A 22,687-nucleotide genomic window follows, 5' to 3' on the forward strand; every position below is an offset into this window, starting at 1 on the left:
CTCCCTTAATATTGTTGATCCGTCTTCTTATAATCCTCGGCTTTCTTCTCAATAAAATCTGAAATTTCCGTTGCTGTTCGTATGTACCAAAAACTTAAATGCTCTACATGTGCACGTATATTATTTACTTTAGCTTCTACCCGTCTACTTTCAGCCGTTTCTAATAATGTCATCATATTAGAAATTAACCTCGGTACTCTATCTTGAAATTCTTGCGCGTTTCGCTTCATATCTCTTACAGCTTGTTCTAAATTCTCTACCACTACACGAATCTCTCCCCCGCCTAATAACGCGCCTGGTGAATCATAAACTCTTTCATTCGTGTCTACATTTAACAAGTATTTATTTGATAAAGATCCATTCTCTCCAAACCGGAAGTTCTGATCTGTTTGATAATGATAACCAGGGCCACTTATCGAATTTAAAAATCGAGTAACATCCATCCCAAGCTTTTGCTGTAATGATAGCTTTGACATTTCTTCTTTCGAAATTGGTGGGGTTACCGCATAAGTAGAGCCTATATGACTTTCATATGCACCAAATGGTCCATAGCCAATTGAATCATTTCCGTGAACAACACTTACAATTCTATTATTAAACTCACCATTATTTGCTCTTTCTTGTAAATCAGGCGGTAACAAATGTTTTGCACTCGGCGCATTCCATGACATACATCTTACATTATCATTAGATGCCGCTGCATACTCCGCTAAAGCTCCCCCTAACGAATGACCCGTCGTATATATCTCTACATCATCCCTGTCCTTGTATGTATCCGTTACTTGTTTCATGACCCTTTCAGCTTGTTCGAATTGATTATGTGTTTCCCAGCGCTGATTCTCTTCATTCCAATATTTCTTTGAACCTTCATTCTCAGTCCCTGCTACAGGAGGTGCTGCTGGTTCATGAACACCTTCTCGTAATACAAAATGATTAGTATCTGTTTTTAAATCCTTCATACCTTCCCCTGGCTTCATCGGAATGCCTAAAGAGTTTTTCTCTATAATTTTATCCCCTTCTGTTCCTCGGAAAGCTACCATAACTTGCTTCTTCCCATCGACATCTCGTTCAAAGACTACTGCGTCCATTCCGGTTTGTTTGTCGTGGAATGTTTCTCCTACTTTCCATGTTTGGACAATATTATCATGAGTATCTTTAACATCAAATTCTTTTTTTAATTGCTTATCATTACGATAAGCCCCTTTTGCTAATTGATAATAACTTAAGTCTAATACTTGATCATTTTCACTCAAAACATTTCCCCTCCCAAGAATTTTAAGATATCCTAAATATATGATAACATTCAAGGAGGCTTATTGATTGAAAAAATATTATTTAGGATTAATGATGGTCTTTATATTAATGTTTATAGGAGGGTGTAGTATGGATAAAAAAAATGAGGAACAACAAATCGTTAATAGAGCAGAAGAAACAACCATTCAATATTTTAAAGAAAAACATAATTTAGATGTAGTAATTACAGGGCATAGCTTTCCTCCAAATGATTTTCAAACTGTATTTATAGATGGTTATGTTAAAGATGATAAAAGTAAAGAATTCTCAGTAGATGTAGAATTTGGTGATGGGGAATATAGGGTCGGTTCTATATCTCGTTCTGAAAACTTTAAATTAAATTATTAATAATAAATCTAAAAAACTTTAATAATACTTAAGATTAATATAATATATAGAGTTTGGTTACCAAGTCTATTGAAGACACCTTAAGGTGTCTTTTTTGCGTAAAATACTTTAGCATATAAAATTTTTTCTTAACAAAATGATTAGTATCTGTTTTTAAATCCTTCATACCTTCCCCTGGTTTCATCGGAATGCCTAAAGAGTTTTTCTCTATAATTTTATTCCCTTCTGTCCCTCGGAAAGATACCATAACTTGCTTTTTCCCATTTATATCTCATTCAAAGACCACTGGGTCCATTCCGATTTATCTTGGAATGTTCCTCCCTTTTCCTATACTTGTAAACTTCGACCATCTTTATTGGTAATAACAACTTCTTCAATATATTTATCAGATTCCTACGTAGTTTCTGCTAATTGATAAAAAGTAGAATCTAAAACTTCATTTTTATTACTCAAAACATTTTTCTCCTACAACATTTGATATATTCTTATAATTAAGATAACATTTTCGGAGGATACATATGGATATTATTATTAAAAAATTTAGTTTTTGTTTATTATTTATACTTATTTTAAGTACTTTAGAGGGATGTACCATGGATCAAAAAAACAATGAAGAACAAGTAGTAAGAGAAGCAAAAGCGACAACCATTACATACTTTAAGGAAAAGCAAAATTTGGATGTAGTAATTACTGGGCATGAGTTTGGTCCTAAAGACTTACAATCCATTTATATTTCTGGACATGTCAAAGATGATAAAGACAAAACATTTAATATAACTATTAAATATAGCGGAGAGAAATACACGATAGGTTCAATTTCTAAAAGTAAAAGTTTAAAATTAAAATACTAACACTTCCCATAATTTTTATCTAAGGCATTCCTATATGCTCCCAATGATGTTCAAATAGTTTTTATAAACGGACATGTTAAAGATAACAAAAATAAGGTTTTTTCTATGGACGAAGAATATGATGTAGGAGATTAGCATATAAGCTGTATGTCTCATTCAAAAAATTTAGAGCTTAAAAACTAATAATCCGGGCACTTTAGATTGCCTTTCCTTTATGCTTCACCACACAATGTCCAGTGAATATAAAATTTATTGAAGAGGAATATAACGCACTATTAACGGAGTGATTATTCGTGAAAAAATATGCTATAAGATTATTCTTTATTTTTACACTTATCCTTTTAGGAGGTTGTACTATAGATCAAAAGAATGAGGAACAACAAATTGTTAATAAAGCAACAGAAGAAACCATTCAGTATTTCAAAGAAAAAGAGAATTTAGAAGTGACTATTACGAATCATCGATTTCCTTCTAATGATATCGAAACTATTTTTATAACTGGTCATATCAAAGATGATACAAATAAGAAATTTACTACTTCAATTGATTATAAGGATGATTATAATATCGGTTCTATCTCTACTACTAATTTCAGCCTAAAACACTGAAAAGACAATCTGAATTATACCTTCTTTTGAAGTATTAATCATTAAAACAAAAAAGCATCCTAAATCACAAATTTAGGATGCTTTCTTTTTAATCCCTATTCAGCAACCGCATACGATAACAATTCATCGTTACTTCCCCAAGTCTTTGCAGTAATTGATAGTTCGCATACGCGCCGACTGGGGCACCGATTATGGGTACGAGCTGAAGCATTTTTGCTAAATCGATATAGTCTCGGTACTCTGTTTGGAACTTTTCCCAGTCCATATGGTTTTCTTCTTCTGTATCCCACGTTTCGATGGCTTTCCATATTTCTTTTCGGTGGTCGTCACTTGAAAAGGCAAGTTGGAAAACGTGAAGGATAAAAAGGCGCTCTTCTTTGTCGCTCGTATCAAATCCGTACAATGTTGCTGCATCGAATAAAAATTTAATTTTAATGCCGAGTAGAAGCGGAAAGTCAGCAAGGCCAAGGAGAATACCGCCTGCTCCCGTCCCTGCTCCTTCTGCCGCTGCTATTTTTTTGTACTCATCCATTTTTTTACGTACTTCATCGTCTCGTCTTTGCAATGACCAGTTCGTCTCTTTTAATTTCGGCTTTATAAAGTTTGATCCGGCGCTAATTGTTTGTACCATCATCCGAATCGTTTCTGTTAATACTTTTTGCACTTTCGCCGGAATAAGCTGTTGTACTTTCGTCTGCACTTTCTTTGAGAACCGTGTCATCATAGAAGAATCTTTCATGAATGTAGCTTTCCACTGCTCCAGCTCTTTTATAACCTTTTCTTCATATGTAATCATAGGTTCATTCCCTTCAATTTAAACGCTCAATACGTTTTGCCCCGTATTGATAAACGAAACCGATACTAAATACTATGCTCACGACTAGTAAAATTCCCGTCATCATGAAATCTTTCGTCGCAAGGGCAAATATAACTGTAAATACAACGCTGCCAGTAAGAAGAATTGCATTTAATAAAGTAAGAAAATCTTTCTTCTTCTCTTCTCCCCCGACCGGATACAAATCAAGCCAAATCTTCATGCGGTGATGCTTCCATAAAGTTAATAGCTGATAACCGATTAAGTATAAGAAAATAAGGCTTACGATAAATCGTCCATATAAAAACGGAATGAAGTAAAGAATAACCCCTCCAAGAGCGAGCAGGCGCACATATAAGCCGAAATAGTTACCCGATCGTAAAAACGTTCTCGTATATAAGTATAAATATGTACGCTTTTCGCCGATTATCGACAGAATGAAATCCAGCCATTTTCGGCGAGATACTCTTTCTTTTAATGCTGGTACATCAACGAACATATTCGCAATTCGGTACAGCAGCATCATTTTCTTACCTTCTTCAGAAATTAAATACTCCCAGTTTAGCGGCTTTCCTTTTACCATTTGATGCATGATAGCAAGATATAACACCATGAGCAGAACGATTCCGCCAATAACAAGAACTGAAGTACGTTCTACAAGGAAATATACAAATAAACCGTTTAAGATAAAACGAATAAACCAATCAGCCCTTTGTATATTTTGATCTGTTAAAAATGACTTTTCCCACGCGACGAATAAATTCCACGCTTTTACAATGACAAATGCGAGGACAATCCATATGTAGCCAGCACCTGTTTGCTTCATTTGTTGGAAGTATAACGGAGCAAGCGCAGCTGCTACGATTGCGATTATGTATAACTGAATCATAAATGTAAAAAGAAATGCCTTGGTGAAGTAAGGTTTTAACTTTTCTTCAACTGGCAGTAAGTAAACGAGATCCGCTTCTTTTAATAACGTTTGAATGGATCCAGCTGTTAACACGAGTCCAATTAATACTGCCATTACGAGCGCAGTTGGAAACGAAGATGTTAACGTTTGTAACCATTGCTGGTAATAATACGCTCCCGCACCGATGATGAACACAAAAATAAATTTCAAATGATCATTAAATACGTATTTACTATATGTACGAACTTCTTTTAGAAAGTGACGAAATCGTTCTTTCCATAACGCTGTGCTATTCATAATCTTCTTCCTTTGTTAGCGCGATGTAAATATCATCTAACGTTGCACCTGGCATATTAAACTGTGATTGCAGCTCAGATAACGTTCCCTTCGCTCTTACTTCACCTTGATGCAGAATAATGAACGAATCACAATAACGCTCTGCCGTCGCTAAAATATGTGTGCTCATTAAAATACCGGCTCCACTCTTTTTCATTTGATCCATCATTTGAAGAAGAGATTGAATTGCTAACGGATCTAATCCAACGAAAGGTTCGTCTACTATGTAAAGAGATGGCTCAACTAAAAACGCGCTCATAATCATTACTTTTTGTTTCATCCCTTTTGAGAAATGAGATGGAAACCATTTTAAACGATTTTTCATGCGAAATTCATGTAATAGTTGTCCTACACGTTCTTCATATTGTTTTTCATCAACACCGTACGCCATCGCTGTTAATTTCAAATGCTCTTCTAACGTTAATTCATCATATAATACCGGCGTTTCTGGAATGAATGAAAAGCTAGAACGGTACGCTGTCATATCATCACGAATTGTTTTCCCATTAATTGTGACAGTTCCTTTTTTCGGTTCCATTAAACCGATAATATGTTTAATCGTCGTACTTTTACCAGCTCCATTTAAACCGATTAAGCCGACAAGTTCGCCTTTATTAACAGAGAACGAAACATCTTTTAATACAGGTCGTTTCGTATATCCTCCTGTAACATTTTCTACACGCAATAACTCGCTCATACGACACCACTTTCTTCATTAGTATTCATTCTATATTCATCTTACCAAAAATTATGCTGTACTACATAGTATCCATGTACTCAAAAAAAAAAATTTAAATTTATTAGCATATATTTTCCCGAAAGCGGACATCATAATTAGTGAAGAAGGAACACATTGAAAAAGCGACCACCAATTGATGAGTACAACAACATAGTTAAGTCATCATGAAATGGGGTGTCCATGTTGGACAAAGAAATTTACACATAACCAGATCATTTGTTTCATTTTAGAAACGGGGTGTCTCCGAAAGAGCATATACTGTTTTAAAAAATAAACAATTTCCTTTTATAAAAGATTGCAATTCATTTCACTTGAAAATGGGGTGTCTACGGCAGAAACTTTAGCCGATTTACCGTGCATTTCTTAAATAAATGAGGTGTCTGCGAAACGTAAATTACGATAATGCTTTTTCAATCCCTCTTCAGAAAACAGGAAGCTGAGTCAGCTTCCTGTTTTTCGTGTTTGTTCTCTTATGTAATTATGGTAAAATACGGCTAAGGATATTTGAAAGGATGAGATCAATGAATCATACAGCAGACAATTGTATTTTTTGTAAAATCATTGACGGGCAAATCCCTTGCTCAAAAGTATACGAAGATGAACATGTGCTTGCATTTTTAGATATTAGTCAAGTAACAAAAGGACATACTCTTGTTATTCCGAAAGTTCACAAACAAGACATTTTTGCGTTAACGCCAGAAATCGCATCACACATTTTTTCTGTCGTTCCAAAAATCGCAAATGCGATTAAAGCAGAGTTTAATCCAGTTGGCTTTAACCTACTTAACAATAACGGTGAAAAAGCTGGACAAACTGTGTTCCACTTCCACCTTCATTTAATTCCACGCTACGGTGAAAAAGATGGTTTCGGTGCTGTTTGGAAATCACACCAAAATGAATACACTATGGAAAATTTACAAAACATCGCAAGTACAATTGCAAATAGTGTGAAATAATGACACTATAAGAAGGCGTAATACATAACAAGCCACTTCCCTGAAGTCATCAAATTCCGCATGGCTTGTTTCTTCACTTAAAATGCTCAGGGATGATTGTTTGTGCATAGCACATATAAGAAAGATATGCATATTTTTTCACATCATGAATACGAACAAAAAATAAGGAGGTTTCCTTTTATGTCAAAAGCTAAATCCTTTATTACAGGTGTTATTTGCGGGGGAGCAGTTGCTGGACTGGCCGTTCTTTTCTCAACTCCTTCTTCTGGTAAAGACATGCGCGGCAAGTTAAAAGAAAAAGGAAATGATATTAAAAAGACTTTAGCTGATATTACAGCTGATACGAAATTATTAAAGCGTCAAATTGTTGAAACTGCTTCAGAAGGTAAAGAAGTGTTTCAAGAATTAAAAGATGACATGCAAGACACGCTTTCTAACTGGAAACAAGATATTTCTCAAAACAAGCGCCATATTGAGAAAGAAATTTTAGACATCCAAAAGTCAATTGAGAAACTGCAAGAAGCTGTTCCAGAAAAAGCGTAAACAAATTCCTGCTTAGTTTTTTGCATATAACAAATATTTTTTATATAAATTGACCTTGACACGGCATATCGTATAGATATGCCGTGTTTTTATGCATTTACAATATATGTTATCAATTAACATGTAAGGACAACGCATGTATTCACGACTCATAAAACGCTTCCATAGTTATGCATGATTTGTATAGAATGTCATTTTGTTAAAAAATTTTCACAATTCTTACAAAAAGACTTTATTAATTTTTATTTTACTGGCATAATAGATAGTAATGAAAAAGAATGTTAAAGTGGGTGAGTAAATGAAAAGTGGAGAAAAAGATTACTCGGTAAAAGAAGCGATGATTTTCAGCCAACGCATTGCTCAATTATCGAAAGCGTTATGGAAATGTGTAGAGAAAGATTGGCAGCAGTGGATTAAACCTTACGATTTAAATATTAATGAACATCATATTTTAACAATCGCTTATCATTTAAAAGGGGCTTCTATTTCTGAGATTGCTAAGTTTGGAGTTATGCACGTATCAACGGCGTTTAACTTCTCGAAAAAGCTGGAAGAACGCGGCTATCTTGTATTCTCAAAAAAGGAAGATGATAAACGAAATACGTACATTGAAATTACAGACAAAGGGGAAGAATTACTACTTCGCTTAATGGAGGAGTATGATCCTGAAAATAATTCAGTGTTTAATGGGGCTCTTGCACTTCGTAATTTTTATGGGAAGTTCCCAGAAAATATCGAACTGATTGCAATCCTGCGTAATATTTACGGACAAGACTTTATCGATATTTTTGAGAAATCATTAGAAGATATTGAAGAGAACTTTACAGAATCCGATCAAAAGTTAGTTAAGAAATAATCTATTTATTTTTTCGCAATCATGCTTAAGAATTCATTCATAAGCGGCTTAAATAAACCTTGTTTTGCTAGCGCTTCCGCAGTTTCGTGTACTTCGAGCTGATGTGGAAGCGCTTTTTCAAATTGATCTAACAGCGCATCGAACAAAAGAAGCCCTTCTGCTTTCTCCACTACATATTGCTCGTTCAGTTTTTCACAAAGATTTAGTATACGTTCAATATCTTTTTTACGAGCTTTTTTCTTTATGATCAAAGAATAAAATGGACACTTCTCTTCATCAATCATTTTAAATAGTAGGTCTACATAGTATTCAGCTTGTTCTAATCTTCTAACAACGTCCATTTTCTCCCTCACTTTCTAACACAAAGTCTTCTATTTCTGAATTTTGTAACACGAACAAAATATCGTGTGATACAATATATGTATATGTATTTTAGCCAAAAGGAGGTCTCGCCTCATGACACTTATAACAGTTGTTTTTGTCGCATTCGCACTTCTTGTTATATTTTACACGAATTTCATGACACATACACTGTGTGAACGAAAACAAATAGCTGCGAGCCGCCAGCCCGGTGTCTTTCGGGTTATTAATGTATGTATAACAATTTTATTAATTTCTAGTTATATAGAAATTATATTTCATGGAAAGTGAGGAAGGAAAGCCCCTTCCTCACTTTTTTCCTCTATAAGCAAATTATACCTACAATAACCAATAAAATAAACAGTACAAGTAATAAAATAAGTTGAGAATTCATCCCCATCCCCTCCTCTATTCTGTATATGCGGCATACGCCCAATATGGCACACTTTCAAAATCTGACACGTACTGGTTAATTTTTCTTTATCAATATGAAAACGCGTCGAAATATGATATATTAAATTTTGTACATATTGCTTATACTATAGAACAAAACATTCATCAAAACTTTATCCTCAGCCACGGTAAGCCCTGTTAAGCGCGCTTTACCAATACAAAAAAGCAAAAGTATCAGTGAGACTTAATCGGGCTCTTATGAATTTAAAATTCATCGGTGTAGGATAAATTAAAAATACATAATAGTAGGAGTGTTTATCGAATGAAGAAAGCTATGCTTGCCTTAGCCGCAACAAGTGTAATCGCATTATCAGCATGTGGAACATCATCATCAGACAAAATCGTTACATCTAAAGCTGGTGACATTACAAAAGAAGAATTCTACGATCAAATGAAGACACAAGCTGGTAAACAAGTACTAAACAACATGGTTATGGAAAAAGTACTTATTAAAAACTACAAAGTTGAAGACAAAGATGTAGACAAAAAGTTCGATGAAATGAAAAAACAATACGGTGATCAATTCGATACCCTAATGAAACAACAAGGTATTAAAGAAGAAACTATAAAAAATAGTGTACGTGCTCAATTAGCTCAAGAAAAAGCGGTTGAACAATCGATTACTGATAAAGATGTAAAAGCAAAATTCGAGGATTATAAAAAGGAAATTAAAGCAAGTCATATCCTTGTAAAAGATGAAGAAACTGCTAAAAAAGTGAAAGATGAACTTGCTCAAGGTAAATCTTTCGAAGAATTAGCAAAACAATACTCTGAAGATACAGGTTCAAAAGAAAAAGGTGGCGACTTAGGATTCTTCGGACCAGGGAAAATGGTAAAAGAATTTGAAGAAGCAGCTCAAAAGTTGAAAAAAGGTGAAGTAAGCGAACCTGTAAAAACACAATTTGGTTACCATATTATTAAAGTAACTGATAATCACGCAGATGCTACTTTCGATAAAGCAAAAGCTGATATTAAAAAATCACTAGCTCAAGAGAAAACGCAAGATGCTCAATTCATGAACGATCTTATGATGAAAGAAATCAAAAAAGCTGACGTAAAAGTTGACGATAAAGATTTAAAAGATCTTTTCAAAGAGCAAAAAGCTGACGAGAAAAAAGACGAAAAGAAATAATGAAGTAAAAAGCTTGGGCTTCGGCCCGAGCTTTTTTATGTATCCTCTTCGTTAATGAAAGTTTATTTTTTCATTCGTTTAACTAAAACCATCTTTTATGCATTTCACTTAAAAACATTTCTGTAATTTTAAATCCAGAATTTTCTCCTATAATAGAGTCAATCCCGCAATGCGGACAAACTGCTGTGTTATCATCATCCCACCACTCTGTAATTTTTTCTGGATGAAAAATTTCTAAACAATAGAAACAACCACATATAACATCCTTTTCTAAGTGCTTTCTATTACGAGAACAAAAACGATGCGCTTCCTCAAAATATTTTTGCATCAGTATCCCCCTATTCCTGATTTTCTTCTTTGCTTTACTTACATTCTCCTCAATAAAATTGCAATTCTTCCTTAAAGAAAAACACAAAAAAACCTTGATCCACGCCACGCAGAACCAAGGTTTATCTTATTATCATTGATTAAATTCAAAAACTATGTTAAATTAGAACAGAAACACGTTTTATAAAAAGAAAGTAACGTATTTATCCGTATCTTAATTTTACACCAAAACACATCTTCAGTCAACCTCTATTTTTCACTTTTAAAGGAGTGCTTACCGTATGAACAAAAAACTTGATCTAGAGCAAAAAAGATTGGATACCGTAATCGAGACAATTACGGAGCAAATTGATAAACTGGAAAACGAAACCGGCAGACGCCGGGCAGAAGTAATCAATATTCGTAAACACTTTTGGGATGATGTGAAAGTGAACACGGATACTTTTGATGATTATCTTGAAACAGTTATCAACTTAAGACAACAAGCTCAGTCACTAGCTGTCACACAAATCACCCATAAGCACACCTTCAATCGACTTGCCGCATTAAGACGCATGCATAAAGCACCTTACTTCGGGCGAATTGATTTCAAAGAAGAAGGAGAATCTGCTGCGGATCAAATTTATATCGGCGTAGCTACACTTACTGATGCAAGCGGAGAAAACTTCCTTATATATGACTGGCGCGCACCCATTTCGAGTGTGTACTACGATTATCCACCAGGACCGGCTGAATACAGTACACCAGGAGGCGTAATCCACGGTAATGTGGAGAAAAAATTACAATATATTATTCAAAATGGCGAGATTGATTCAATGTTCGATACGAGCCTTACAATTGGCGATGAAATCTTGCAACAAGCGCTCGGAAAAGGTACGAATAAACATATGCAAAGCATCGTTGCTACAATTCAGCGCGAGCAAAATGAAATTATCCGTCACGATGAAGGCCGACTACTTATCGTGCAAGGCGCTGCTGGTAGCGGGAAAACGTCAGCTGCCCTGCAACGAATCGCCTACTTACTATATAAATATCGCGAATGGCTAAAAGCGGATCAAATTATTCTCTTCTCCCCTAACTCTATGTTCAACAGCTACGTATCTAACGTACTACCTGAACTCGGTGAAGAAAATATGCAACAAGTGACGTTCCAAGAATATTTAAACCATAGACTAAGCAAGTCATTTGACGTTGAAGATCCTTATGAACAATTAGAGTATATGTTAACGGAAACGAATAGCCCTACCTATAAAACGAGAAATGCGAGCATTCGATTTAAAGCATCTACTCAATTTTTTGAGATGATTAGAACGTACAGACAATCTCTTGAATCTTCAGGCATGCTATTTAGAGGAATGAAATTTAGAGGAAAATTAATTGTTTCTGCTAAAGAAATTACAGAGCAATTTTATAATACTGACTCCTCCCTCCGCTTCCATAATCGAATTGAAAAGTTAACGGATTGGCTAAATAAACAAATAGATGCAATTGAAAAAGCAGAACTGAAAAAGCCTTGGGTAGAAGAAGAAATTGAATTACTGAGTAAAGATGAATACCAAAAGGCTTATAAATATTTACAGAAAAAAGGCGAGTTTGACGACAACTCCTTTCATGATTTTGAAAAAGAAACGAAAGTACTTGGACGTATGATTGTCCGTAAAAAATTGAAACCACTTCGTAAAGGCGTTCAAACATTGCGTTTCATCAATTTCACAGGCATATATAAACAGCTCTTCACAGATGCATCATGGGTTACTGGAGAAAAACCGAAAGAATGGGATGACATTTGCTCCTTAACAGTAAACATGCTTGATGAAGGAAAGCTATATTACGAGGATGCGACGCCATTTTTACTTTTAAAAGAATTAATTGAAGGCTTCCAAACGAATAGATCGATTAAACACGTACTCGTAGACGAAGCGCAAGATTACTCGCCGTTTCAATTTGAGTTTTTAAAACGCCTCTTCCCTGCCGCAAGAATGACTGTACTCGGGGACTTTAACCAAGCGATATTTGCCCACGCGAGTGAAGCAGTGAATTTCAACACACTTACTAGCTTATACGGACCAGATGAAACGAACGGCATCAACTTAACTCGTAGCTATCGCTCAACAAAACCGATTATTGAATTTACACGTGCTCTCGTACCGGAAGGCAACAACATTCACGCCTTTGAACGTGACGGTGAGAAACCTACAGTGACGAAAGTAGCTGATTACAGCGAACTGCACGAGCACATTACTGCAAAAGTTACTGAATTACAAAAACAAAATCACAATACGATCGCAATTATATGTAAATCCGCAGCTGAAAGCGCCGCTGCATACGAAGCACTCCGTCATATCGAGAATATTAAACTCGTGAAGAGTAACTCAGCCGAGTATGAGCAAGGCATCGTCGTGATCCCTGCTTATTTAGCGAAGGGTATTGAATTTGACGCTGTTATTATTTATGATGCTTCTGAAGATGTATACAGTGATGAGAGCGTACGTAGATTGTTCTACACTGCTTGTACGCGCGCGATGCATGAGTTGCAACTTTATAGTGTTGGCGAGGTTAGTCCTTTTGTGCTTGGGGCTGATTCGGATAGTTTTGAACTAATAACTAAAACACCTTGATGATTATCAAGGTGTTTTTTTACAATAAGAATGTTATTTTTCCTAACTATCTATTTACGTTTTTGAAACAACACAATTAAGACTGGTAATATGGTTAAAGCGCAGAATAAAGAAAGTGTTGTATCAATAACAGTTGTAATACCAAATTCACGTAAGACTGGGAAGTTAACAAAAATTAACGTTGAGAATCCAACAATTACTGTTAATCCTGAAGCTGTAATGGCTTGCCCCACTTTTGAAAGAGAGACGCGAATTGCTTCTTTGGGAGACAGTCCCTTCGCCTCTTCTTCACGATATCTTTCCATAATGAGAATCGTAAACTCTGTTCCAATTCCAAGTACAAGGCAGCTTAGCGCTGTTGTTAGCGGATTATATGAAATATCGAGTAGTTTTAAAGCACCAGGCGAAAATCCTAATACTAAAACAATTGGTATTAATGGATATAATGCATGTTTTACGCGGCGATACACCAGGAGTAAAGATAAGAAAATAATGAGCAGCCCTGCGCAAATCATTAATTCACTATTTGCACCAATGTTATCAATACCATACAGCATCATAACTTGCGCGCCCGCTGGCTTCATTTTCACACCATCGACCGGCTTCATATCCTTTGATATGTTATGCATCAACTTCAATTGATCCGCCGAAGACAGATCTGGATTCACTTGGAACTGAACTGTTGCGTATTTTTTGTTTTTACTTATAACGGTTTCTTTCAGAGAATTTGGCACGTTTTCAAGCTCATTTGCTACTTGTGCAGTAGATTCTGGCAACGCACTTTTCCCATTGATTTGCAAAATAGCTTTAGGCAGTGATATGACATCACTCACATCTTTATATTTGTTTTCAATCTTTTCACTTTCATTATGCATCCAAGACATTACTTTCGGTTCCGTGACGTCCTCTGCTTCTACTAAATACGTAATATATGTTGTAGAGCCAACTATCTTTTGTAATTGTTTCGTATTTTTTAATGTCTCCATATTTTGCGGAATCATTTTTGTTAAGTCTGTTTCAGTTGGTATAGACTTTTCTGCTATAAATCCAAGACCAGATAAAATAACTGAAACGATTAAAATAGGAATTGCGAGTTTCATAGCTAGATTCGCGTATTGATTTAAGAAACGTGATAACATTGTGTTTTTATCTACATCACCTTTTAATGTAGGTACTTCTTTTTTGCGATCTAATAAGTAGAATGTTGAGAACATCAATAATAGTTCAACAACGTAACAGAATATAACACCTATCGCTAAAGTTAATCCAAATTGTTGCATCATCGGCGCTTTCGATAAATACATTGTCAGGAAGCTTAAACTCATAATCACAACTGCAATTCCCACGCCAGGTCCAATATGACGAACGGCATGTAATGTTGCAAGCTTCGCATTACATCCACTCGTTTTATATTCCTCTTCATATCTATTATGGAATTGAACACCGAAGTCAGTGCCGAGCCCTATAATGATTGGTAGTGTCGCCATTGTTGCGAGTGTAATCGGGATTCCGGCCCATCCCATGAAACCAAATGTCCATATTAATCCGACTAACACAAAGGCTAATGAAATAATACGACGTCTTACAGGGAATACGAAGAATAGTACAACAATCATTAATAGAACCGCTAAACCGAGCATGATTCCTAATGTCGTTATGACCTCTTCTTGAATATCCCCTAAAATCGCAGGCATTCCAGCTACCTTTACTGTTACACCTTGACTGAAATTCGTATCTTTAATAAGTTCATTTAGCTCTTTATTCATACGTACATACGTCGTCATCTCTGTATTATTTGATGTGTGAAGCTGAATCACAACGTGTTTTCCATTCCCAGGAATGAGTTGTTTCAATTGGTCTGGTACTTTCCCTTTATTAGAAAAGACGATTTCATGAAGTAAATCATTATTCATATTTTGAACATTCGGTAGAGCTTTCAAAATAGCTCGTTGCATATGATCTTTTTGTTGCTCTATTAAAATGCTTTGCGTATACTTTGCAACTTCATCATTTTGCTTTTCCGTTAAAACAGATTGCGTTATTTTCTCTTGCTCATCAACTGTAGGAGTATGTTCGAGCGCGACTAATTGTTTTTGTATTTCTTGCATTTGTTCAGCTGCAAGTTGTTGCTGAATAAACACTCCCATTTTTTCACGTTGCTCATTCGTTAAACTGCTTTTGACGTTATTATTAATTTCATTCATTTTTTCGCTTGAAATAGAGTTTTTCAAAGCTGTTTCTAATTTCTCATTTGCTACTCCTGTATCAAATGTTGAAAATGAAGGAGCAGGAGCGGATAACATTTCATTTAATAAGCCAACATAATGTGTTGATCCGGTAATATCTTTAATACCTTCTGCTTTTTTAGTGAATTCTACAATTGCTTTATTTGTTTCTTGTGAAAGCAATGTATCACTCTCTCCACTAAGCAATACGTATATACCATCCCCGCCAAAATGTTTTTGGTACGTTTCTGTATCCTTATAAACATCAGATGTATTACTTAGAAATACATCATTCCCCATCTTCATCTCAATTTTCGTTATACCAAATACGAAAAATATCGTTAAACATAATATAAGTGCAATATTCATCTTCGCGTACTTGATGATAAACCGTCCAATTGTATCAAAAACCTTATTCATCGTTTTCCTCCTTTGCTATGCTCAATAATTTATCATAGGCTTTAGAGGAAAACGATGAATAAAAATGAATATACGTCTCAAAATGAGACATATGTCTTATTTTGGTTCATTTATGAGAAAATTGTTAACGATATGGATGAGTTCTTCTTTTGAATACGGATATTCATTATTTACCCATTTTTTTACGATCTCAAAAAATCCACTACAATAAAAATCACATAACACATTTGGATAATCTGAATTTTGGATTTGTCTTGAAAGAGGGTCGTTATATTGCGTTGCATTTTCATATAAGGACTCCCCGCCAAGTTGAATCAACTTATCATATAATTCACGGCTATTATTTTTACTCGTAACATTAAAAAACAACGCACGATTCACATCTATGTAGTCAATTACTTCTTCAAAAAATGTACGTTCCAAATTCAAACCTTGCTTCGTTTGTTCAAATAGCTCTATGGCAATAGTATTTATCGTGGCACTAAAGAGCTCATACTTATCAACGTAATAACGGTAAAACGTACTTCTATGAATCATTGCTTTTTCGCAAATATGATTAATCGTAATGGCTGAGAATGGTTTTTCTTTTAATAGTTCTATGAAAGTGTTCGTTATTAAAATTTGTGTACGTAAACGCGTAAGGTTACTCAATTTATTTGTCCTCCTATATGTAAGTGATGCTAAAATATCATTTTGTTGTTCTTTTAGTATGCCGTACTTGATTATAATAGTGAATTCTTTTTACATATAAAAGAAACACCTTGATCATTATCAAGGTGTTCTCTTCATTCTAAATGGCATATCTTTACGTCGATATACACTTAACACAATCCCCATTAAAAGCGCATGAAATACAGTCGGTGTTAATCCATAACTAATAAAAGGTAATGATATAGCAGCAATCGGCAATAAGCCTAAAATCATGCCCACGTTATAAATAAACTGGACTACAAAAAGAGTCATTCCTCCAATGAGAAGCAATTTACCATATCGGTCATTTATTTTATAAGATATGATTACTAATCTTGCTACAAAAAGAGAAAGAACAGAAACCAGAATTAACGCAAGCACATACCCATAATAGTAAGTCAAACTTGCAAATACAAAATCAGTATCCGCAGCAGGGATGAATTTTGTATCTCCAGATGTACCAAACCAACCAGCCGATGACATTACCTCTTTTAAACGTATATACATAAATCCTGCACCACCTGCATCACTCTCCGGATTTAAATACCCTAAAATTCTATCTAAGTGGTATCCTGAAGACCAGGATACCGATGCCCTGATAATAAATAAACAAATGGGTACAATCGTAATAATCAACGCCGTTTTCTTTCCTAACTTACTCCACCAAAGCATAACGAATACCATTGTCATATAAACAAAAATTGACGAAAGGGTTGATACAATCAAAAATAAATACAAAGAAAATAAATATAAAACCACAAGATGTATAATCTTTAACCTACTATCATTAAAAAAAGAAGCCCAAGCTAGAAAAAAGAAAGGCACTGCCATTAGACAGTCAATTGCAATTGGGCCGATTTGTATTAACGGTTCTCCAATCATTGAAGCGTTTGGAAAACAGTATAGCATTAACAGGACAACTACTCCGATTATATAAAACAACCATCCCATTCTCTCTAATTTCCGATAATCAAGTAACATCATTCCAATCGCTGTTACAACACCGAGAATAACAAATATCACCTTATTTATTATTACATCATTCGTATATCCAAAAACTAAAACCGGCAAAAATCCTAACCCCATAGCAGCCACTAATAAAATAAGTAAGAACCAATCAACCTTTGGCTTATGCAGTTTGTTAAGTTCTTGTCCCAATTTAATCGGACTTCCCATTTGTTCAACGGCCTTATCTTCAGCAACTTCCTCACTTAAGCCTTTCTCTATCCACATATTCTTCGTCTGTTTCAAGTGAAAATCTAGTTCCGCTGCTACTAAGTCCTTCGCTTCTTTTGATTTAATATGGTTCGTAACTTCTTTTAAAAAACGCTCCCCTTTTTTGCTCAATTTTTTCTCACTCCTGTACTAATCCTTTTAATATAAATCGTGCCTTCGTAGCATTTTTCTCTGCCTTTCGCAGCATCTTGTTTCCTTTATCAGTTAATTGATAATATTTAGCTCCTGCGTGATCCCAGCTAGATTGGATAAAGCGATTCTGTTCTAGACGATGTAATAAAGTGTATAGAGACCCTTCATCACCTTCGAATTTTTGAATTCCCCTCCCCCGCAGTAACTGCATCAATTCATAACCTGTTTTTTCATTCATAAGAAGTTGCAACACTGCTAAAAGGATGTCTTCTTCCTTTTCGGACGATTGATTGATTTTTTCGCGCACCCGCTTTTGGTGCTGATCAGAAAAACTCAAATGTTTAAACGTTGTGTTCTCCATTGATTTTCGCAAACCTTTTAATCGATCTTCCATTTGATTATTCCTCCAATCCTTTCTTCAAAAGCTCCTTCGCTTTTTTCAGTCTCGTTTTTATCGTGTTTTCCTTCACTTCTATTACCGTAGCAACCTCTTTAATTGATAATTCCTCATAATAAAATAGATAAATCACTTCTCGATATTTTATCGGTAAATTCATTACTGCAGAAGCCAGTTCACGATCCTCCGCATTTTGAATGACAGTTTGTTCCACACTTTCTTTTTGACTCCCCATATACGTAAAGTCATCCTCTGTCACAATAACTTTTTTGTTATACCAACTTTTTAAATAGTCCTTACAATGATTGATTGCAATTCTCCATAACCATGTTTTTAAGTTCGAATTCCCTTTATATGTATGAAGAGATTTATAGCATTTTACAAATATATCTTGCGTTAAATCCTCCGCAACCTCTTTATTATTCACATATGAATACACAAGCTGCAGGACTTCTTGTCCATACTTGTTCATGATTTCGTCGATAAGGTCCTCCTTATCTTCTATTTCAAACGCTTCTATCGTTAATTCATCCACATCATTTCCTCCTTCCCATATATTAGACGACGCACTGTATGGAAAAGTTTTATAAATTCATAAAAAAATACGGATGGTAATGTCCATACCGTTTTTTTATGAATATTTATTTACTTCTTGTCCCCTGACACTAATGCTCTGCTTAAAAACAGGAATTTTCATCCATATATCTTGTTCCCTATTTTAAAACATAATACAATTAATATGTAACTTAATAAGCTATAACTAGTAGGTGTGGTAATCATCTCTTCCATTTTGAAAAAAGGGGGAGGTGATAATATGATCGCGATGTTTGTAATTAAATTAGTGTATGGTATCCTAACCGGAGCTGGCGTTGTCATCGGTAGAAGATACGTCGGTCCATGGCTAATTTCTGTATACAAAAAAGCGAGAACCACCCTGCTTCGTGGAAAAGGTAAGGGCGGTTCTCGGCTAAAACGTTAATGTAATTGTCTTATAACCGCACCTACTACCACCACAATAGCAAGTTAGGTTACAAAGGCAGAAGTTTCTCAGGCTTCTGTCTTTTTTATTTTATGCAAAATTCACACTAAATACTCTATCATCATTGTAACACATTTTATTTATTTTTAGTCAAGAGAAAAAATCACCTAAAAGGCTCCCCTTCAGGTGGTTCTCTATTTTATGCTAACGCAGCTGCCTGCTCTTGTTGATCTAGACTTTTTCTAGTTCAGCTGTGCCGCTCTCATCATTTATAGCACCAATAAAGACGGATTATGGACCCGCTTCATAACAGTAGGATTAAACAAGGAACAACACCTATTACGAATATAAAAAATCCTCTCACTACATAGTACCTATGTTTTCAGCGATACTCTATTACCATCAAATTAAATTTGTATAATTTAAACTACAGAATAGCGAGCTAAATTTCAAATATCTTCTTTCGCATAACCCTAAATTTATTATCCAGTTGCATTATGCTTATAAATAAAAGATATCCTACCGACGCACCGAGCATATTTATAGCAATCCGCCACACATCAAAAACATCAGACAAAGTTAGTAAATGTAATATCTCCCAAACAAGAAAGGTCATAACATACCACTTACGAGCTTTCTTATAGTTAGTCACTTTATTAATCAGCACTGGAACGAAAAATCCGAATGGAACTACTAATATTATATGTTGTAAAACGCTTAACCAATAAGTTGAGTTTCCCCAAGGACCTGGATGTGCAATAAAATCTTTAACTTGCCAAAGTGTTATTCCAAAAAGTTGTAATAACGTTTCTAAATCAGATATATGTAAAAATTGCTGCCAAAATTCAATGGGATGATAGACAGTCCCACCACCTGTCAAACTGCGAACAGAGTCAAATGTAGAAGTCGAAATAAACGTTCCTAAAAAGACAATAAAACAAATGATTATATAAGGAATACATAAAATTTTTGATAATACCTTTAATGGCCTAGGAACTTCGTATACCGATTTATTAATCTCTACGCCAATAACTTTTGATTCTCCAAAACTTTGAATCGCTTTATAAATCGCTTCTTTTTCATTCATACCTTGCTCCATATATTCTTCTTTCAAGCTGTTCAAGTGATCATACATTTCTAGAAATAACTCATCCTGTTCAATATCACTAAGTTCTGAATAGGCTAAAATAGACTTAATATACTCATCAAATTCACTCATAAATAACTCCTTTCTGACAAGCTTGAATTAATGCTGTTACACTCTCCCAAGAGTTCACTTTCTTCTGCAATTCTTTTTTCCCTTTATCTGTAATAGTATAGAATTTCCTTTTCATCCCATTCTCAGATTCATTCCAATAAGATTCAAGAAACTCCTTTTTCTCTAATCGCTTTAAAGCAGGATACAAAGTTCCCTGTCCCATACTATACAAATCTTCACTTGCATCCTTTAAACTTTGAGCTATTTCGTAGCCGTATGTATCACGTTTTGCAATGATAGAAAGTAATAAAATATCTATACTTCCCTTCAAGATTTCTTTGTCCAACAATACCACCACCTTATATACATAGTATAACAACATATGTCGTTATACAACATAGTTAGAAAAATAACCCATAAAAAAACCACCTAAAGGCTCCCCTTCAGGTGGTTCTCTATTTTATGCTAACGCAGCTGCCTGTTCTTGTTGATCTACAGGAATTACAGCGTCTGTTAGTGCTTTTTCTAGTTCAGCTGTATATTTCATTTGTTCTTCTTTGCTCCAGCCTAGTTTCGCAGCCATGTAGTTGATTACTGCTTCTTTCCACTCGTATACCCAGTGGATGTTGAAGAATACAGCGCCTCTGCGGCGTACGAAGAAGTCAACTGGTTTTGCTGTCATTTCGTAATCCATTGCGTATACAAGTGGGATTAGAACTTCAAGCGGCATGTTGTATTCTTTCGCTTCTTCTTTATGTTTTTTCGCTAAGTCGAACAGTACATCAACGTTAGAGCCGTAGAATTTCGCGAACTCTTCTGCTTGTACTTTCGTTAAACCAGATTTTGTACCTTCGTCTGCTTTTTTCGCAACAAATGCTGGGAATCCGTGTGAACCATCTACATGTCCACCAGAGATTGGCATATGTTTCGTATCGCTCTTCGGATATGCGCTATGACCTTCTTTTTGTAATAAGTTCGTTACGTAATCTACTACCATTTCAGCCATTTTACGGTATCCTGTTAATTTACCACCTGCGATTGTAATTAAACCAGATTCAGAAGTCCAAATTTCATCTTTACGAGAAATTTCAGATGCATTCTTACCTTCTTCATAAATTAACGGACGTACACCAGCCCAGCTTGATTCAATGTCTTTCTCTGTAATTTTCACGCTTGGGAACATGTAGTTAATCGCATTAATGATGTATGTGCGATCTTCTGTTGTCATTTGTGGTACAGCTGCGTCTTTATCATAGAACGTATCTGTTGTACCTACGTATGTTTTTCCTCCGCGAGGAATCGCGAACACCATACGTTTATCTGGTGTATCGAAGTAAATTGCTTGCCCGAGTGGGAAACGTTTTTGATCAATTACTAAGTGAACACCTTTTGATAACTGAAGTACTTTTCCTTTTTTCGAGTTATCTTTTTCACGAAGTGTATCTACCCAAGGACCAGCTGCGTTTACAATTTTCTTACCGTAAACTTCATATACTTCACCGTCTAGTAAATCGATTACACGTACACCGCATACTTTTCCATCTTTATATAAGAAACTGTCTACTTTTGCGTAGTTAACAGCTTTCGCACCATGCTCAATTGCTTCTTTCATTACTTCAATTGTAAGACGCGCATCGTCTGTACGATATTCTACGTAGTAACCGCCGCCTTTTAATCCTTCTTTTTTTACAAGAGGCTCTTTGTTTAGCGTTTCTTCACGGTTAAACATCTTTCTGCGCTCGCTTCGTTTTACACCTGCTAAGAAGTCGTATACACGAAGACCAATTGATGTACTAAATGATCCGAACGTACCGCCTGTATGGAACGGAAGTAACATCCACTCTGGTGTTGTTACATGGGGACCGTTCTCATATACGATCGCACGCTCTTTACCCACCTCTGCTACCATTTTCACTTCAAGTTGTTTTAAATAACGTAGACCACCGTGTACAAGCTTCGTTGAACGACTTGATGTACCTGCTGCAAAGTCCTGCATTTCAAACACAATTGTTGATAACCCGCGTGTTGCTCCATCTAATGCAATACCAGAACCAGTAATACCTCCACCAATTACGATCACATCTAACTCTTGTTTATTTACTCCGTTTAATACGTCTTTACGTTGTTTACTTGAAAATTTCATGGTAATTCCTCCCTTTGATAACGAAAAAAGAGACCACAAACTCCGCTATAGATTTCGCCTCTATAGCGCGTTGTGGTCTCTCCAAATCTCCTACCGAATTATTAACTTGTCACCATTATAACA

General features: G+C 35.3%; 24 protein-coding genes and 1 pseudogene. 10 read left to right on the forward strand and 15 right to left on the reverse strand.

Annotated elements, in window-relative coordinates; all coding sequences use genetic code 11:
• Positions 1-5 precede the first annotated feature (5 nt).
• Entirely contained in the window at positions 6-1,253 is a 1,248-nt protein-coding gene (locus tag ACO6VI_RS15580) for a lipase family protein (RefSeq protein WP_088020727.1), read from the reverse strand.
• A gap of 91 nt (positions 1,254-1,344) precedes the next feature.
• On the opposite strand from ACO6VI_RS15580, the gene ACO6VI_RS15585 reads away from it, so the two are divergent.
• On the forward strand, positions 1,345-1,641 hold the full coding sequence (locus ACO6VI_RS15585) for a hypothetical protein (RefSeq protein ID WP_371878382.1): 297 nt from the start codon (positions 1,345-1,347) through the stop codon (positions 1,639-1,641).
• Between the two features lie 121 nt (positions 1,642-1,762).
• Here the strand turns inward: ACO6VI_RS15585 and ACO6VI_RS15590 are convergent.
• Positions 1,763-1,956, reverse strand: a pseudogene (locus ACO6VI_RS15590) (hypothetical protein); the annotation flags it as partial.
• 203 nt (positions 1,957-2,159) lie between these two features.
• Between ACO6VI_RS15590 and ACO6VI_RS15595 the strand changes: the two are divergent.
• Together ACO6VI_RS15595 and ACO6VI_RS15600 are read left to right on the forward strand one after the other, a co-directional pair.
• Positions 2,160-2,492 carry a hypothetical protein gene (locus tag ACO6VI_RS15595; protein WP_043924631.1) on the forward strand — a complete coding sequence of 111 codons (333 nt, stop codon included), beginning with the start codon at positions 2,160-2,162 and terminating at the stop codon, positions 2,490-2,492.
• A gap of 293 nt (positions 2,493-2,785) precedes the next feature.
• A complete protein-coding gene (locus ACO6VI_RS15600) occupies positions 2,786-3,100 on the forward strand; it encodes a hypothetical protein (protein WP_000759576.1) in 315 nt (104 codons plus the stop codon).
• An 88-nt stretch (positions 3,101-3,188) separates the two neighbouring features.
• On the opposite strand, the gene ecsC is transcribed toward ACO6VI_RS15600, so the two are convergent.
• From ecsC to ecsA, 3 genes are read right to left on the reverse strand one after another with little or no spacing between them, the layout of a single operon-like run.
• On the reverse strand, positions 3,189-3,896 hold the full coding sequence (ecsC, locus tag ACO6VI_RS15605) for an ecs operon protein EcsC (protein WP_000634126.1): 708 nt from the start codon (positions 3,894-3,896) through the stop codon (positions 3,189-3,191).
• A gap of 13 nt (positions 3,897-3,909) precedes the next feature.
• Entirely contained in the window at positions 3,910-5,121 is a 1,212-nt protein-coding gene (ecsB, locus tag ACO6VI_RS15610) for an ABC transporter permease EcsB (RefSeq protein ID WP_088020728.1), read from the reverse strand.
• Positions 5,114-5,857, reverse strand: a complete 744-nt coding sequence (ecsA, locus tag ACO6VI_RS15615) for an ABC transporter ATP-binding protein EcsA (protein ID WP_001292598.1) — start codon at positions 5,855-5,857, stop codon at positions 5,114-5,116. Before ecsA ends, ecsB begins: the two co-directional genes overlap by 8 nt.
• 563 nt (positions 5,858-6,420) lie before the next feature.
• Here ecsA and ACO6VI_RS15620 point away from each other — a divergent pair.
• The 3 genes from ACO6VI_RS15620 (at position 6,421) to ACO6VI_RS15630 (ending at position 8,254) form a co-directional block, all read left to right on the forward strand.
• Positions 6,421-6,855, forward strand: coding sequence for an HIT family protein (locus ACO6VI_RS15620; protein ID WP_001016835.1), 435 nt, complete (start codon positions 6,421-6,423; stop codon positions 6,853-6,855).
• A 180-nt stretch (positions 6,856-7,035) separates the two neighbouring features.
• Positions 7,036-7,398 (forward strand): YtxH domain-containing protein, encoded by a 363-nt coding sequence (locus ACO6VI_RS15625; protein ID WP_000030302.1) that lies wholly within the window; start codon positions 7,036-7,038, stop codon positions 7,396-7,398.
• 298 nt (positions 7,399-7,696) lie between these two features.
• On the forward strand, positions 7,697-8,254 hold the full coding sequence (locus tag ACO6VI_RS15630) for an HTH-type transcriptional regulator Hpr (protein ID WP_000834924.1): 558 nt from the start codon (positions 7,697-7,699) through the stop codon (positions 8,252-8,254).
• Between the two features lie 5 nt (positions 8,255-8,259).
• On the opposite strand, the gene ACO6VI_RS15635 is transcribed toward ACO6VI_RS15630, so the two are convergent.
• Positions 8,260-8,595 (reverse strand): DUF1878 family protein, encoded by a 336-nt coding sequence (locus ACO6VI_RS15635; RefSeq protein ID WP_000383655.1) that lies wholly within the window; start codon positions 8,593-8,595, stop codon positions 8,260-8,262.
• 115 nt (positions 8,596-8,710) lie between these two features.
• Between ACO6VI_RS15635 and ACO6VI_RS15640 the strand changes: the two genes are divergently transcribed.
• Both ACO6VI_RS15640 and prsA read left to right on the forward strand, forming a co-directional pair.
• Positions 8,711-8,905, forward strand: a complete 195-nt coding sequence (locus ACO6VI_RS15640; protein ID WP_000172690.1) for a hypothetical protein — start codon at positions 8,711-8,713, stop codon at positions 8,903-8,905.
• Between the two features lie 424 nt (positions 8,906-9,329).
• Positions 9,330-10,199 (forward strand): peptidylprolyl isomerase PrsA, encoded by an 870-nt coding sequence (gene prsA, locus ACO6VI_RS15645; protein ID WP_023521358.1) that lies wholly within the window; start codon positions 9,330-9,332, stop codon positions 10,197-10,199.
• Between the two features lie 82 nt (positions 10,200-10,281).
• On the opposite strand, the gene ACO6VI_RS15650 is transcribed toward prsA, so the two are convergent.
• Complete coding sequence (locus ACO6VI_RS15650) at positions 10,282-10,527, reverse strand: hypothetical protein (protein ID WP_001174905.1); 246 nt, start codon at positions 10,525-10,527, stop codon at positions 10,282-10,284.
• Positions 10,528-10,807: 280 nt separating this feature from the next.
• Between ACO6VI_RS15650 and helD the strand changes: the two genes are divergently transcribed.
• Positions 10,808-13,144, forward strand: a complete 2,337-nt coding sequence (gene helD / locus ACO6VI_RS15655; protein WP_078993486.1) for an RNA polymerase recycling motor HelD — start codon at positions 10,808-10,810, stop codon at positions 13,142-13,144.
• A 50-nt stretch (positions 13,145-13,194) separates the two neighbouring features.
• On the opposite strand, the gene ACO6VI_RS15660 is transcribed toward helD, so the two are convergent.
• The 5 genes from ACO6VI_RS15660 to ACO6VI_RS15680 all read right to left on the reverse strand — a co-directional run bounded on the left by ACO6VI_RS15660 (position 13,195) and on the right by ACO6VI_RS15680 (position 18,779).
• A complete protein-coding gene (locus ACO6VI_RS15660) occupies positions 13,195-15,789 on the reverse strand; it encodes an efflux RND transporter permease subunit (protein ID WP_422423616.1) in 2,595 nt (864 codons plus the stop codon).
• Positions 15,790-15,885: 96 nt separating this feature from the next.
• Positions 15,886-16,440 carry a TetR/AcrR family transcriptional regulator gene (locus ACO6VI_RS15665; protein ID WP_078993484.1) on the reverse strand — a complete coding sequence of 185 codons (555 nt, stop codon included), beginning with the start codon at positions 16,438-16,440 and terminating at the stop codon, positions 15,886-15,888.
• Between the two features lie 120 nt (positions 16,441-16,560).
• On the reverse strand, positions 16,561-17,826 hold the full coding sequence (locus ACO6VI_RS15670) for an FtsW/RodA/SpoVE family cell cycle protein (protein WP_078993483.1): 1,266 nt from the start codon (positions 17,824-17,826) through the stop codon (positions 16,561-16,563).
• Positions 17,827-17,833: 7 nt separating this feature from the next.
• Positions 17,834-18,241: a PadR family transcriptional regulator gene (locus ACO6VI_RS15675; protein ID WP_078993482.1), complete on the reverse strand. Its 408-nt coding sequence runs from the start codon at positions 18,239-18,241 to the stop codon at positions 17,834-17,836.
• A 4-nt stretch (positions 18,242-18,245) separates the two neighbouring features.
• Positions 18,246-18,779 carry a sigma-70 family RNA polymerase sigma factor gene (locus tag ACO6VI_RS15680; RefSeq protein ID WP_000343998.1) on the reverse strand — a complete coding sequence of 178 codons (534 nt, stop codon included), beginning with the start codon at positions 18,777-18,779 and terminating at the stop codon, positions 18,246-18,248.
• Between the two features lie 279 nt (positions 18,780-19,058).
• Here ACO6VI_RS15680 and ACO6VI_RS15685 point away from each other — a divergent pair, with 279 nt between their 5' ends.
• Entirely contained in the window at positions 19,059-19,223 is a 165-nt protein-coding gene (locus ACO6VI_RS15685; protein ID WP_000561154.1) for a hypothetical protein, read from the forward strand.
• 442 nt (positions 19,224-19,665) lie between these two features.
• Here ACO6VI_RS15685 and ACO6VI_RS15690 read toward each other — a convergent pair whose 3' ends face one another.
• The 3 genes from ACO6VI_RS15690 to glpD form a co-directional block, all read right to left on the reverse strand.
• A complete protein-coding gene (locus tag ACO6VI_RS15690; RefSeq protein WP_071731878.1) occupies positions 19,666-20,442 on the reverse strand; it encodes a VanZ family protein in 777 nt (258 codons plus the stop codon).
• Positions 20,435-20,767, reverse strand: a complete 333-nt coding sequence (locus ACO6VI_RS15695) for a PadR family transcriptional regulator (RefSeq protein WP_000356630.1) — start codon at positions 20,765-20,767, stop codon at positions 20,435-20,437. Before ACO6VI_RS15695 ends, ACO6VI_RS15690 begins: the two co-directional genes overlap by 8 nt.
• 114 nt (positions 20,768-20,881) lie before the next feature.
• Positions 20,882-22,564 carry an aerobic glycerol-3-phosphate dehydrogenase gene (gene glpD, locus ACO6VI_RS15700; RefSeq protein WP_000672829.1) on the reverse strand — a complete coding sequence of 561 codons (1,683 nt, stop codon included), beginning with the start codon at positions 22,562-22,564 and terminating at the stop codon, positions 20,882-20,884.
• Between the last annotated feature and the right edge of the window lie 123 nt (positions 22,565-22,687).

The organism is Bacillus sp. PSXD-155 (assembly GCF_049310765.1).
GTDB lineage: Bacteria > Bacillota > Bacilli > Bacillales > Bacillaceae_G > Bacillus_A > Bacillus_A cereus.

Coding starts and splice junctions, on each gene's coding strand:
- ACO6VI_RS15595 (WP_043924631.1), top strand. CDS start 2,160: ATGGATATTATTATTAAAAAATTTAGTTTTTGTTTATTATTTATACTT.
- ACO6VI_RS15635 (WP_000383655.1), bottom strand. CDS start 8,595: ATGGACGTTGTTAGAAGATTAGAACAAGCTGAATACTATGTAGACCTA.
- ACO6VI_RS15650 (WP_001174905.1), bottom strand. CDS start 10,527: ATGCAAAAATATTTTGAGGAAGCGCATCGTTTTTGTTCTCGTAATAGA.
- ACO6VI_RS15585 (WP_371878382.1), top strand. CDS start 1,345: ATGATGGTCTTTATATTAATGTTTATAGGAGGGTGTAGTATGGATAAA.
- ACO6VI_RS15675 (WP_078993482.1), bottom strand. CDS start 18,241: ATGGAAGATCGATTAAAAGGTTTGCGAAAATCAATGGAGAACACAACG.
- ecsC (WP_000634126.1), bottom strand. CDS start 3,896: ATGATTACATATGAAGAAAAGGTTATAAAAGAGCTGGAGCAGTGGAAA.
- ACO6VI_RS15640 (WP_000172690.1), top strand. CDS start 8,711: ATGACACTTATAACAGTTGTTTTTGTCGCATTCGCACTTCTTGTTATA.
- ecsA (WP_001292598.1), bottom strand. CDS start 5,857: ATGAGCGAGTTATTGCGTGTAGAAAATGTTACAGGAGGATATACGAAA.
- ACO6VI_RS15685 (WP_000561154.1), top strand. CDS start 19,059: ATGATCGCGATGTTTGTAATTAAATTAGTGTATGGTATCCTAACCGGA.
- ACO6VI_RS15620 (WP_001016835.1), top strand. CDS start 6,421: ATGAATCATACAGCAGACAATTGTATTTTTTGTAAAATCATTGACGGG.
- ACO6VI_RS15690 (WP_071731878.1), bottom strand. CDS start 20,442: ATGAGTGAATTTGATGAGTATATTAAGTCTATTTTAGCCTATTCAGAA.
- helD (WP_078993486.1), top strand. CDS start 10,808: ATGAACAAAAAACTTGATCTAGAGCAAAAAAGATTGGATACCGTAATC.
- ACO6VI_RS15660 (WP_422423616.1), bottom strand. CDS start 15,789: ATGAATAAGGTTTTTGATACAATTGGACGGTTTATCATCAAGTACGCG.
- glpD (WP_000672829.1), bottom strand. CDS start 22,564: ATGAAATTTTCAAGTAAACAACGTAAAGACGTATTAAACGGAGTAAAT.
- ecsB (WP_088020728.1), bottom strand. CDS start 5,121: ATGAATAGCACAGCGTTATGGAAAGAACGATTTCGTCACTTTCTAAAA.
- ACO6VI_RS15630 (WP_000834924.1), top strand. CDS start 7,697: ATGAAAAGTGGAGAAAAAGATTACTCGGTAAAAGAAGCGATGATTTTC.
- ACO6VI_RS15625 (WP_000030302.1), top strand. CDS start 7,036: ATGTCAAAAGCTAAATCCTTTATTACAGGTGTTATTTGCGGGGGAGCA.
- prsA (WP_023521358.1), top strand. CDS start 9,330: ATGAAGAAAGCTATGCTTGCCTTAGCCGCAACAAGTGTAATCGCATTA.